The organism is Amycolatopsis lurida (assembly GCF_900105055.1).
Classification (GTDB): Bacteria; Actinomycetota; Actinomycetes; order Mycobacteriales; family Pseudonocardiaceae; genus Amycolatopsis; species Amycolatopsis lurida.
In genome coordinates, this window is record NZ_FNTA01000001.1 from 45,637 (window position 1) to 57,548 (window position 11,912).

Below are 11,912 nucleotides of genomic sequence, written 5' to 3' on the forward strand. Positions count from 1 at the left end.
CCATTTGCATCAGGTGCCTCGTACGGTCTGGACGAGATCTTCTTCCGGAACGCGGTGAGGAAACGCCTGAAATGAACCGAAAGATCGTAGCGGCCGCCGCGGCGGCTCTGACCGGCGCGGGCCTGGTCACGGCCATCGCGCTGACGCCGAGCGCCAGCGCCGGCCAGAACGTGTCGGCCGCCGAGCAGGTCCGGTCGGAGATCGTCGCCGCCTTGGCGCGAGACCTGAAGATCAGTCCGGAACAGGCGAGGACCCGCCTCGACGGCGAGCAGAAGGCGGCCAGCGCCGACAGCGACCTCAAATCCCGGCTCGGCTCGTCCTACGCCGGATCCTGGCTGGACGCGGCCGGGACCACGCTGACCGTCGCGGTCACCGACGCGGCACTGGAGGGTGTCGTCCGTGCGGCGGGCGCGGCCCCGAAGACGGTCGCGCGGAGTGCGGCTCAGCTCGACGCGGCGAAGCTGTCGTTGGACGCCAAGGGAACCAGCGCTCCGAAGACCGTGCCCGGCTGGTACGTCGACGCCACCACGAACTCGATCGTGGTACTGGCCAACGCCGGTGGCGAGGCGGCCGCGAAATCGTGGGCCACCGCGGCGGGCGTGGGCGCCGACGCGGTGCGGGTCGAGACCAGCGCCGAAAGCCCGGTTCCGCTGATCGACGTCATCGGCGGCAACGCCTACACCTTCGGCTCGGGCCGGTGCTCGATCGGTTTCTCGGTCGAAGGCGGCTTCGTGACCGCGGGACACTGCGGCACCACGGGGACGCGGACTTCGAACCCGAGCGGGAGCGTCGCCGGTTCCAGCTTCCCCGGTAACGACTACGGCTGGGTCCGCGTGGACGCGGGCAACACCCCGCGTCCGCTGGTGAACCGCTACCCGGGCACCGTGCCGGTGGCGGGTTCGCAGGAGGCCGCGATCGGCGCGTCGGTCTGCCGTTCCGGTTCCACGACGGGCTGGCACTGCGGCACCATCCAGCAGAAGAACGCGTCGGTGAACTACCCGCAGGGCACCGTTTCCGGCCTCACCCGGACCAACGCCTGCGCCGAGCCGGGTGACTCGGGTGGTTCGTGGCTCGCGGGCGACCAGGCGCAGGGCGTCACCTCCGGTGGCTCCGGCAACTGCAGCTCGGGCGGCACGTTCTACTTCCAGCCGATCTCGGAGATCCTGAGCGTCTACAACCTGCGTCTGGTGACCTCGGGTTCGAACCCGCCCTCCAGCACGACGCCGACCACCACGACGTCGAACAACCCGCCCGGTGGAACCTGGGCGGCAGGCACCACCTACGCCGTCGGCGCGACGGTGACTTACGGCGGTGCCACTTACCGGGCCCTGCAGGGCCACACCGCTCAGGCAGGTTGGGAGCCGCCGAACGTCCCAGCGCTTTGGGCGCGCGCCTGACCGCCTAGCCGTCCGGGCCACACGCAGGGGTGCGCCCGGACCGACCGCCCCCGACGTCGTCCGTGCGTCGGGGGCGGTCCCTCTTCACGGCGTAACTCGCGTGATCGAAGGCGTAACTCACGTGATCAGACGCCGCACACTCGAGTTACGCCTTCAATCACGCGAGTTACGTGCCTGATCACGCGAGTTACGGCTCAGTGCAGGATTTTGAGGCCCACCACACAGGCCACGATCCCCACGATCAGCAGGATCCTGGCCACCGAAACGGTTTCCGCCCCCGACCACATGCCGTAGGCGACGGTGAGCGAAGCCCCGATGCCGACCCAGACCGCGTAGGCGGTGCCGACGGGGAGATCCTTCATCGCGTACGCGAGGCCCACCATGCTGGCGACCAGCGTCACGCCGAAGATCACCGACGGTACCGGCCGGGACAGCCCTTCGGATTTGCCGAGGGCGGTGGCCCATACGGCTTCCAGCACACCCGAAACGATCAGGACAAGCCACGACATGACGCGCTCCCAGAGCGCCGTCTTGTCGCTGGCCGGGTACGGCACCCACTCGTCCGGGGACCTCGATCACGAGGTTCCACGACCAGGATGGCACACCGCCGCACAGGGTGCCCGCGGGTTTGACGAGGGTCACCACCCGGGCCTGAGCTCAGCCCGCCAGCAGCGTGCGCGTGGTCCTGGCCACCAGGTCGACGGTGCGCGGCGGTGGCGCCTCACCGCGGTCGAGATGGCGCCTCACCGCCGCGTAGGGAAGGTCCACCAAGGCGAGCATCAGTTCGTCGGTGCTCCGGCCGGTCAGCGGACGCAGCCGTCGCACGACCTTGGTGATCGCCGCGTCGAGGCGCTGGTTGGCGGCGTCGACGCGGGCGCGGTCTTCGGCGCTCCAGTCGTCGACGCCGAGCGCTCTGTCGCCGCCGTAGAGCAGTTTCCCCTCGGCGGGATGGGCGCGGCACCAGCGGACGACCTGTGCGGCGGCCTCGACGGCGGCTTCGATGACCGGTTCCTGTTCGAGTGCTTTGAGGTAGCCCTGCTGGAAGCGGGTCACCGTGCGAAACCAGACGGCGGCGAGCAGCGCCGGACGTCCGGGGAAGCGGTGGTAGATCGACCCGCTCGGCGCGCCGACCTGGCGGGCGACGGCCGACATGGTCACCCCGGCGGCCCCTTCGGTGGCGAAGATCCGCACGGCGGCGTCGAGGAAGTCATCGGCGGTGTGCCGCGGTGGCCGTCCCATTTTCAGAGACTATCCTCTACTATGGTTTTAGGGGAAGGTCTCTAGAACTGGGAGGCGCGATGCGCGTGTGGAACAGGCATCACCGGATCGTCGGCGTGGCACAGGACCGTGCCGGCGCGCTGATCGACACTCTGTCCGCGGACGGCGACAGGCTCTGGCCCGTCGACGCGTGGCCGCCGTTGCGGTTCGACCGGCCACTCGGGGTGGGCGCCGACGGCGGGCACGGACCGGTGCGGTATCACGTCGAGTCCTACGAGCCAGGAAGGTCCGTGCGGTTCAGGTTCAGCGCGCCCCGCGGCTTCGACGGGTTCCACGAATTCACCCTGCGCGCGACGGAAACCGGGGAGACCGAACTCGTGCACCTCATGGTGCTGCGGCTTCGGCACCCGGCATGGTTCACCTATCCGCTGTTGTGGCGGCCGATGCACGACGCGTTGCTGGAAGACTGCCTCGACCGTGCCGAGCGTGAACTCACCGGCACGGTCGCGAAGCCGGCGCGATGGAGCCTTTACGTTCGGCTCTTGCGGAGCCTGATCTCCGGCAGGAGGCCCTTTCGCTTGAGTACGAACAAAGTGCCGCCGATGAGCACGACGGCGATCAAGTAACCCAGCGCCAGGGAGACGGCGCCGCCGTTCGCGGGCGGGAGAAGAACACCGAACACCGCGCTGACGACGGCGAGGATCCAACGGCCGCGGTCGGTCGTCAGGCTCACGGCCAGCAGGGCGACCGTCCACAAGAGATACCAGGGCTGGACGACCGGCCCGAGGACCAGCATCGCGGCGAAGGTCAGTCCCGCGGCGTAGAGCGGGTGCAGCTTCTCGCGATAGGTGAGCCAAAGCAGCCTGGCGCCCACGGCGAGGCCGAGGATCGCGCCGATCAGGGAGAACACCTTGATCGCGCCGTCGGTCAGGTCGGCTCCGAAGACCTTGCCCACCCCGCCGACGAGGAAGCCGAGTTCGTTGGTGGGGGCCATCCAGCTGTGGACCTGGCCGGAAACCCCGGACAGCACCCGGACCCAGCCGAAACCGAGCCCGCTGCCGAGTGAGATCGCCACCGTGACGGCGGCGAATCCGGCGGGCAGCCCGAGCGCCACCGCCACCCGGCCCGCGGGAGTCGCCCGGCGGAACAGAGCGACGCCGACGAACAGCAGGCCGGCGACCGCCACGATCTTGATGTTCGCGGCGGCGCTCACCGCGACCACGCCGACGGCGATCAGCGCGGGCCGGGCCACACCGGTCTTCGCCGCGCCCAGGAGGACGAGTTCCAGCCCGGCGACCATCAGGCCGACCATGAGCCCGTCATTGTGCACGCCCCCCACGACGTGCCACAGCACCAGCGGGTTGAGCAGGGCCAGCCACAGCGCGATCGACGGGGAGACCCCGACGCGGCGGGCGAGCCGGGGGAGCGCCCACGCCATCAGCACGATTCCGATCAGCCCCAGCAACCGGTGCAGCAGCACCGTCGGCACGAAGGCGTCCCCGGCGACGTGGGCGATCGTGCGGGCCAGCGCGACGAACGCGGGACCGTAGGGTGCGGGCGTGTCCCGCCAGTAGTGGCTGACCGCCATCGTCACCGGCGAATCGGCGCCGAGCGCCTCGGCGGGCCCGACGAGATAGGTGTCGAATCCCTTGGCCGCGATCAGGCCCTGCGCCAGATAGCTGTTGATGTCGCCGCTGAACAGCGGGCGCGCGACCAGCAGGGGCGCGCACCACGAGACCGCGATCCAGTACAGCCGCCGTTCGGGCAATCCGGCGGCGAGGCGTCCGATGCCGAGCCAGGACAGCACGAGGGTGGCCATCCCGGCGACACCCAGCGCCACCACCAGCACCGACGGCAGGCCGATCCCGGACGTGACCAGCACCAGTACGGCGATTCCAAGGAAACCCGCCCAGTGCAACGTCGAGATGTTCAGCCCGGTCTTCTCCGGCGCGGGCAAGACGTTCTGCATGCGGCCAAACTACTCCAAGTGCGAAGTCCGGTTCCGCCGAACGTAGGGGAAACCGGTTGTGATGCTTCGGGGCCGCGTCCGCCGGGTACCCCCCGCCGTGGAGAGGCGGTGGTGAGCGTGAAAAAGCGCTGGGTGCGTCTCGGGGTGTTCGGCTTGGCCGGGCTCCTGATCGTCGCGGCGGCATTGCAGCTCACCGGGCTGCTGCCGAAGCTCAATCCGTTCGGAACGTCCACTGTGGACCGTTCGCAACCCGCGGTGCTCCAGGCGGTCCGGGATCTGAGCCAGTATCACGCCGCGGTCGGCGACTACCAGGTCATCGTCGACATCGAGAAGGACGTCCAGTGGGTACCCGCGAGCATCGCCGGCGAACGCACCCTGTTCGTCGCGGCGGGCTCTGTCGACGCGTACGTCGACTTCGGGCCACTGGTGGAGAATTCGCTGACCGTGTCCGAAGACCGGCGATCGGTCGAGGTCCGGCTCCCCGAACCGAAGCTGGCGAAACCCAATCTGGACAACGAACGGAGCTACGTCTTCGGCCAGGAGCGCGGCCTGTTCGATCGGCTCGGCGCCCTGGTTTCCGTGCAGGACCAGCGGCCGTTCTACCTCGCCGCGGAGAAACGCATCGGTGAAGCCGCGCAACACTCCGGCCTGCTCGAGCGCGCCAAGACCAACACCAAGGCGATGCTCACACAGCTGCTCCGAGGGCTGGGCTTCCAGGTCACCTTCGCGGCGGAACCCGCCACCTGACCTCCGCGCCCCCGGTCGGGAATCACGAACAGGAGACCGCGCGGCGACCGGCCAGGCTTCATACGCGGATGAAGCAAAGCGCTCCTCGGGCGCTCATCGGCGCACGATGATTCCGCGTCCGTGCGGTGCTCACCCCGCCGGTCTTGACCGGACGGGCTCGTGCTGGTGGGCTGGCGAAGTCGACTGGGAGGCGCGATGGTGACGAAGCCGAGGGACAGCCTGACCTACAGTGAACCGATCGCGACCGGGGAGGTCACGATCGACACCGCCCCCGAACAGGTATACCGGCTGGTCAGTGATCCGGTCGCGATGTCGGAGTGCACCGAAGAACTCCGCAAAGCCCGGTGGATCCGCGGCGCGACCGAGGCCCGCGTGGGGAACTGGTTCGCCGGCAGCAACCGCAACGGGTGGCGGCGCTGGGTGACCCACGCCGAGATCACCGAGGCCGAACCCGGCCACCGGTTCGCCTACCGGGTGCGCACGCCGTTCTTCGTGCCGATTTCCCGGTGGGAGTACGAAATCGCCCCCGACGGCGACGGCACCCGTCTCGTCGTCAAGAACTGGCTGCGGGTGCCACCGTGGTTCATCCCGATCGCCATCCTCATCACCGGCGAGCCGGATCGAGCCGGGACCAACCGGGCCAATATCGCCGCCACGCTGGAGCGGGTCAAGGCCCGGCTGGAGGGCCGGGAATGGCACCGCTAGCGTGATCGTTTTCTGACACGCGACGAGGCCCGGCCACGAACGTGTCGTCCGTCGGATCACGCGTGTCGTCCGTCTGGTCACGCGAAATGGCCGACTCGGTTCAGCGATTCGGAAGTGGCGATTCGGGTTATCGAGGGGGAGGCCACGTGGCGTGTTGCGAAAGCCACTTTCGCAACGTTGAAGGTTGCGAAAGTGGCTTTCGCAACGCAGCGGCTGCCCAGACGGAATCGGTGACACGCGAGCGGACTGCCTACCCCAGCCACGTACGCCGGCCTCAGCCGTTCTCGAAGTTCTGCATTCCCCGGTCCTCCAGCTTGCGCATCACCGGACCGGACAGCAGTCCGTGCACGAGCACCGAAACCGCGATCGTCAGCGCCGTGACCCGCCACAGCGAGTCGGCCATCGGGAAATCGCCGTGCCCCAGCGCGTAGGAAAGGTAGTAGAGACTGCCGATCCCGCGGATACCGAAGAACGCGATCGCCGTCGCCGCCGGGCGGGTGGCGCCGCCGCCGAGCAGGGCCAGCCCGCCGAACAGCGGGCGAACGATGCCCACGGCCGCCACCGCCACCAGGACTTCGACGAGTCTCAACCCGTCCAGCAGCCCGTCGCCCATCGCGACGCCGAGACCGAGCAAGGCCAGCGCGACGAAGAGCCGTTCCAGCTGATCGCCGAATTCGTGCAGCACCCCGTGGTACTCGTGCGACCGCTCGCTGGCGCGGATGGTCGCGGCCGCGGTGAACACCGCGACGAAGCCGATGCCGCCCAGCCATTCGCAGAGCGCGAAGGGGAGGAACGCGATGGCCAGCACCACCAGGCCGTCGGAGTATTCACCCAGGCGCAGCCTGTCATGCTGCACCCGGAACATCAGCCAGGACAGCAACCGGCCGCAGACGAGGCCGACCAGGACGGCGACCGCGAGCGGGATCACGACCTCGGTCAGCAGCCACGGCACGGGGGACGTACTCGCCGTTCCGGCCAGTACGAGGGCCAGCAGCACGAACGGCATCGCCAGGCCGTCGTTCAGCCCGGCTTCCGAGGTCAGCGTGAACCTGATTTCGTTGTCCGAGCCCCGCCCGTCGTCGGTATGCGGCGCGGGCACCTGGACGTCGCTCGCCAGCACCGGGTCGGTCGGCGACAGCACGGCTCCCAGCAGCAGCGCGGCGGCGGGGGACAGGGCGAGCGCCCACCAGCCGAGCAGGGCGACCGCGCCGACCGACAGCGGCAGAGTGATCGCCAGCAGCCGCCATGTCGAGCTCCACGACCGCCAGCCGAACAACCGGTCGGATTTCAGTCCCGCGCCGACCAGCGACACGAGCACACCGAGCTCGGTGATCACTTCGACGGCGCCCACATGCGACCGCGGATCGAGGACACCCTGGCCATAGGGGTGTCCGAACGGGAGCAGTCCGAAAACGAGCCCGCCCATCAGAAGGACCAGCGGCATCGACAGCGCGCGTTCGTGCAAGAGGTTCGGCAGCACGGCGGCGCACAACGCCAGAATGCCTGCCCCGGCGAGCAAGATCTCCATTCGCGCGGAGTACCCGGCCCGCGCCTCCGGCAACCGGGCGAGGTTCAGCCGCTCACTTCAAGTCCTTTATGGACCGTCAGGGCGACGCCGGTGGCCAGCCGGTACGGCCGCGTGTCCACAATGGCGCCGAGCAGCCGTCGCAGCCGGGAGACCTCGGCGCGGACGGTGACGAGATGTTCTGCGTCGCCGTAAAGCGCCCGGCTGAGCGCCTCGGCCGAAAGCCCGGCCGTTCCCGCCGTGTTGAGGTGCACCAGGATCTCCGCGTGCCGGGGCGTCACCGTGCGGACCCAGCCGACGTCGCCCGACGCCATCCGCAGCATCGGCGCGTGGCCGAGTTCGAGATCCAGCCGGACGCGGCGCGCGGTGTCGGCGGGGCGGACGAGCCAGCCTTCGGCCAGCCGTTCGGGCAGGCAGGCGCCGAGGCCCGGCACGGCCAGGATCTGTCCTTCCGCGGGCGCGGCGATTCGCGCGCCGGAGGCGACCCCGGCGGAGTGGGCCACCCAGCCGTCGTCGTCCACCAGCAGTACCGGGCCGCCCACGCCGGTCACCACCGGTTCGGCGGTCCGGCGCAACCGGTCGAGACCCTGCTGATGGTGCCGCCAGAGTTCGGCTTCGACCAGGCGCCGCCCGGTCTCCACCAACGCGCCGATCGCCGGATGCAGGGTCAGCGCCGGACCGCTGACGTCGATCACGCCGAGCAGTTCACCGGTGCGCGGATCGTGTACCGGCGAGGCGGTGCAGTACCAGGGATGCTGGCCTTGTTCGAAGTGTTCCCCCGCGAGCAGTTCCACGGGCGCGGCCTCGGCGAGCGCGGTGCCGATCGCGTTGGTGCCGACCCTGGTCTCGGTCCAGACGGCGCCTTCGGTGAAGCCCAAGGTGTCGGCCCGGCGCCGCACGGCGGACGAACCCACCCGCCAGAGGATGATGCCGTCGGCGTCGGTCACCACCAGCAGCATGTTCGCGGTGTCGGCCGTCGCGCCGACCACCTGACCGAGGTCCTCCACCACCAGCCGCAGCGGGGAGACGCGGCGACGGCGGGCGACCTCGTCGAACGAGACCGAATCCCGGGTGTTCACCCCGTCGGCGGCGAGCCCGAGGCTCAGCATTCGTGACCACGACCGCGACACCAGCGGCCGCGGCCGGACCCGCGGGCGGCCGCCGCCGATCACGGCTTCGTGCATGCGGATCAGGTCCCGGGCGTGCATCGGCAGGTCGACGCCGGGCGGGACCGAGCTGTACAAGCTCACAGGTCACCTCCGCACCATCGCGTCGACTGACCAGCATAGGACCGGCCGCCGAGGCGCGCCAAGGAGCCGGAGGTGCAACACGCTGCAACCTTTGCCCCCGTACCCACCGGAGGCGTGTGATCGGGGTAACAGCCGATCGCCGACGTTCAGGAGTGGCCATGACCCAGACGGTGGACCGGATCGAGGCGACGGGCTCGCCGCAGGCTCGGGTGGACGCCTGGTTGAGCCGATTCGAATCGGCCCTCGCCGCCCGCGATGTCGAAGCCGCCGCCGCGCTGTTCGCCGTCGACAATTACTGGCGTGACCTGGTCGCCTTCACGTGGACGATCAAGACGGTCGAAGGGCGCGACGAGGTGGCCGGCCTGCTCGGCGCGTGCCTCGACCGGATCGACCCGTCCGGGTTCCGTACGACCGGGACGCCGACCGAAGCCGACGGCGTGACCGAAGCGTGGCTCGAATTCGAAACCGCGACTGGACGCGCGAAGGGGCACTTGAGGCTGAAGGACGAAGGCGCCTGGACGCTGCTGACGAGTCTGCGCGAGCTCAAGGGTTTCGAGGAACGTCGCAACGAGCAGCGGCCGAAGGGGGTCGAGCACGGCGTCGTACGCGGGCGGAAGTCCTGGGCCGAGAAGCGCGAGGAGGAACAGACCCGGCTCGGCTACGAGCAGCAGCCGTACGTCGTCGTCATCGGCGGCGGACAGGGCGGGATCGCGCTCGGCGCCAGGCTGCGGCAGCTCGACGTCCCGACGCTGGTCCTGGAACGCAACGAACGACCGGGCGATTCGTGGCGCAAGCGGTACAAGAACCTCTGCCTGCACGACCCGGTCTGGTACGACCACCTGCCTTACCTGCCGTTCCCGGACAACTGGCCGGTGTTCGCGCCCAAGGACAAGATCGCCGACTGGCTCGAGATGTACACGCGGCTCATGGAGGTGCCGTACTGGACCAGCACCGAGGTCACTTCGGCGTCCTGGGACGAGGAAAAGCGGCAGTGGCTGGTGACCGTGGTCCGCGAGGGTGAGGAACTGGTGCTCACGCCACGGCACGTCGTGTTCGCGACCGGGATGTCGGGCAAGCCGAATCTCCCGTCGTTTCCCGGGATGGACGTTTTCGAGGGCGATCAGCACCATTCGTCCCAGCACCCCGGCCCGGATTCCTACGGGGGCAAGAAGGCCGTCGTGGTCGGTTCCAACAACTCCGCGCACGACATCTGCGCGGCACTGTGGGAGCACGGCGCGGACGTCACCATGGTGCAGCGGTCCTCCACACATGTCGTGAAGTCGGATTCGTTGATGGAGCTGGGACTCGGCGACCTCTATTCGGAACGCGCGGTGCGGTCGGGGATCACCACCGACAAGGCGGACATGATCTTCGCGTCGATCCCGTACCGGATCATGCCGCAGTTCCAGATCCCGGTGTACGACGCGATCCGCGAGCGGGACAAGGACTTCTACGCGCGGCTGGAAGCGGCCGGGTTCGAGCACGACTGGGGCGACGACGGCTCCGGCCTGTTCCTGAAGTACCTGCGCCGCGGCTCCGGCTACTACATCGACGTGGGCGCGTCGGAACTGGTCGCCGACGGGAAGATCAAGCTGGCCCACGGACAGGTCGACCATCTGACCCGGGACGCGGTGGTGCTGTCCGACGGCACGGAACTGAAGGCGGACCTCGTCGTCTACGCCACCGGTTACGGCTCGATGAACGGCTGGGTCGCCGATCTGGTCGGGCAGGAGACCGCGGACCTCGTCGGCAAATGCTGGGGCCTCGGCTCCGGGACGACGAAGGACCCCGGCCCGTGGGAGGGGGAGCAGCGCAACATGTGGAAGCCCACGCAAAAGGACGGCCTGTGGTTCCACGGCGGGAACCTGCACCAGTCGCGCCACTACTCGCTTTACCTCGCGCTGCAACTGAAAGCGCGTTACGAGGGCATCCCGACGCCGGTGTACGGCCTCCAGGAGGTGCACCACAAGGCGTGAGGAGCATCGAGCTTCGGTGACCGGGATCCCGGGCGGTCCCGGTACCGGAGGGCACCGCCTCCGGACCCCGGGCGGTAGGCGACGTCGGGTACCGTCCCCAGACCCTGGGCGAGCCCGGCGTCGTACCCCGTGCTCAACGGGCGGCCTTCGCATAACGGCGGGCCAGGACGGCGAAGGCCTCCTTGAGTTCAGGAGGCCCGACGACCTCGATGTCGGCGTCGAACCGGCCGATACTCGCCGCGAGTCCGGCCCACGACCACGACCCCAGCGTCAGACGGCACCGATCCGGCCCGAGTTCTTCCACGACACCGTCGCGGACGTAGTGGGACACCGTGGCCACGGGAAGGTCGAGGACGACTTCCCCGCGGCACGGCCATTCGCCGGACTCGGACGCACCACGGAAGCGGCTCGCGACGAAGGTGGCGACATCGGGGGCGGGCAGTCCACGGGGCGTGAACCGCGGGCCGGTGGGGGTACGCGGGGAGATCCGGTCGGCCCGGAAGGTGCGCCAGTCCGCGCGATCGGTGTCCCAGGCGACGAGGTACCAGCGGCCGTGCCAGGTGACGAGGTGATGCGGTTCCGCCCGGCGCGGCGCGTCCGCGTAGTCGAACCGCAGGATCTCGCGGGCGTGCACGGCCGCGCCGAGCGCGAGTAGGACGTCGCCGTCGACGCGGGGTTCCGACCGGCTCGCGGGCGATTCGACGGCGGTGACCCGCAGGGTGTCGATCCGGCGCCGCAGCCGGGAGGGCATCACCTGCCGGACGGTGTGCAGCGCCCGCATCGCCGCTTCCTCGATCCCCGCGCCGCTGGTGGTGGCGATCTGAAGCGCGACGGCCAGCGCGACCGCCTGGTCGTCGTCGAAGAGCAGGGGCGGCAGTTCGGACCCGGCGTCGAGCCGGTAGCCGCCGTCGGGGCCCTTGATGGTCGCGATGGGGTAGCCGAGTTCGCGCAGCCTGTCGACGTCGCGCCGTACGGTGCGCGGGCTGATGTCCAGCCGCTCGGCCAGCAGCGCTCCCGGCCAGTCGCGGCGTGCCTGCAGCAACGACAGCATCGCCAACAGGCGCGCGGAGGTCTTCGGCATGTTTTCCATGATGCCTCCAGTAGAGGCCACAACCTGTCCTCTAC

11 protein-coding genes and 1 riboswitch are annotated in these 11,912 nt (G+C 69.5%); of the genes, 5 read left to right on the plus strand and 6 right to left on the minus strand.

Annotated features, from left to right (window positions below):
- The first annotated feature begins 71 nt into the window (after positions 1–71).
- Complete coding sequence (locus tag BLW75_RS00180) at positions 72–1,397, plus strand: alpha-lytic protease prodomain-containing protein (RefSeq protein WP_034316719.1); 1,326 nt, start codon at positions 72–74, stop codon at positions 1,395–1,397.
- Positions 1,398–1,591: 194 nt separating this feature from the next.
- Here BLW75_RS00180 and BLW75_RS00185 read toward each other — a convergent pair whose 3' ends face one another.
- On the minus strand, positions 1,592–1,906 hold the full coding sequence (locus tag BLW75_RS00185) for a DMT family transporter (protein ID WP_034316926.1): 315 nt from the start codon (positions 1,904–1,906) through the stop codon (positions 1,592–1,594).
- 11 nt (positions 1,907–1,917) lie between these two features.
- A riboswitch (guanidine-III (ykkC-III) riboswitch) is annotated at positions 1,918–1,986 on the minus strand.
- A 68-nt stretch (positions 1,987–2,054) separates the two neighbouring features.
- Positions 2,055–2,636, minus strand: a complete 582-nt coding sequence (locus BLW75_RS00190; protein WP_034316717.1) for a TetR/AcrR family transcriptional regulator — start codon at positions 2,634–2,636, stop codon at positions 2,055–2,057.
- Positions 2,637–2,695: 59 nt separating this feature from the next.
- Here BLW75_RS00190 and BLW75_RS00195 point away from each other — a divergent pair, with 59 nt between their 5' ends.
- Positions 2,696–3,241 carry an SRPBCC family protein gene (locus tag BLW75_RS00195; protein ID WP_198935788.1) on the plus strand — a complete coding sequence of 182 codons (546 nt, stop codon included), beginning with the start codon at positions 2,696–2,698 and terminating at the stop codon, positions 3,239–3,241.
- Here the strand turns inward: BLW75_RS00195 and mptB are convergent.
- Positions 3,145–4,584 carry a polyprenol phosphomannose-dependent alpha 1,6 mannosyltransferase MptB gene (gene mptB, locus BLW75_RS00200; RefSeq protein WP_034316712.1) on the minus strand — a complete coding sequence of 480 codons (1,440 nt, stop codon included), beginning with the start codon at positions 4,582–4,584 and terminating at the stop codon, positions 3,145–3,147. The genes BLW75_RS00195 and mptB overlap by 97 nt on opposite strands.
- Before the next feature lie 111 nt (positions 4,585–4,695).
- Here mptB and BLW75_RS00205 point away from each other — a divergent pair, with 111 nt between their 5' ends.
- Together BLW75_RS00205 and BLW75_RS00210 are read left to right on the plus strand one after the other, a co-directional pair.
- Positions 4,696–5,331 carry a DUF4230 domain-containing protein gene (locus BLW75_RS00205; RefSeq protein WP_034316923.1) on the plus strand — a complete coding sequence of 212 codons (636 nt, stop codon included), beginning with the start codon at positions 4,696–4,698 and terminating at the stop codon, positions 5,329–5,331.
- A 195-nt stretch (positions 5,332–5,526) separates the two neighbouring features.
- Positions 5,527–6,036 (plus strand): SRPBCC family protein, encoded by a 510-nt coding sequence (locus BLW75_RS00210; RefSeq protein ID WP_034316710.1) that lies wholly within the window; start codon positions 5,527–5,529, stop codon positions 6,034–6,036.
- Between the two features lie 274 nt (positions 6,037–6,310).
- On the opposite strand, the gene BLW75_RS00215 is transcribed toward BLW75_RS00210, so the two are convergent.
- Both BLW75_RS00215 and BLW75_RS00220 read right to left on the minus strand, forming a co-directional pair.
- Positions 6,311–7,564 (minus strand): cation:proton antiporter, encoded by a 1,254-nt coding sequence (locus BLW75_RS00215; RefSeq protein WP_034316707.1) that lies wholly within the window; start codon positions 7,562–7,564, stop codon positions 6,311–6,313.
- 44 nt (positions 7,565–7,608) lie between these two features.
- The gene (locus tag BLW75_RS00220; protein ID WP_034316704.1) at positions 7,609–8,811 is read right to left on the minus strand and encodes a sigma-54-dependent transcriptional regulator family protein; all 1,203 of its coding nucleotides are present in this window, start codon (positions 8,809–8,811) and stop codon (positions 7,609–7,611) included.
- 158 nt (positions 8,812–8,969) lie between these two features.
- On the opposite strand from BLW75_RS00220, the gene BLW75_RS00225 reads away from it, so the two are divergent.
- Positions 8,970–10,787, plus strand: a complete 1,818-nt coding sequence (locus BLW75_RS00225) for a flavin-containing monooxygenase (RefSeq protein WP_034316701.1) — start codon at positions 8,970–8,972, stop codon at positions 10,785–10,787.
- Positions 10,788–10,920: 133 nt separating this feature from the next.
- Here the strand turns inward: BLW75_RS00225 and BLW75_RS00230 are convergent, their stop codons facing one another.
- Entirely contained in the window at positions 10,921–11,868 is a 948-nt protein-coding gene (locus BLW75_RS00230; protein WP_034316919.1) for a helix-turn-helix transcriptional regulator, read from the minus strand.
- Positions 11,869–11,912 lie beyond the last annotated feature (44 nt).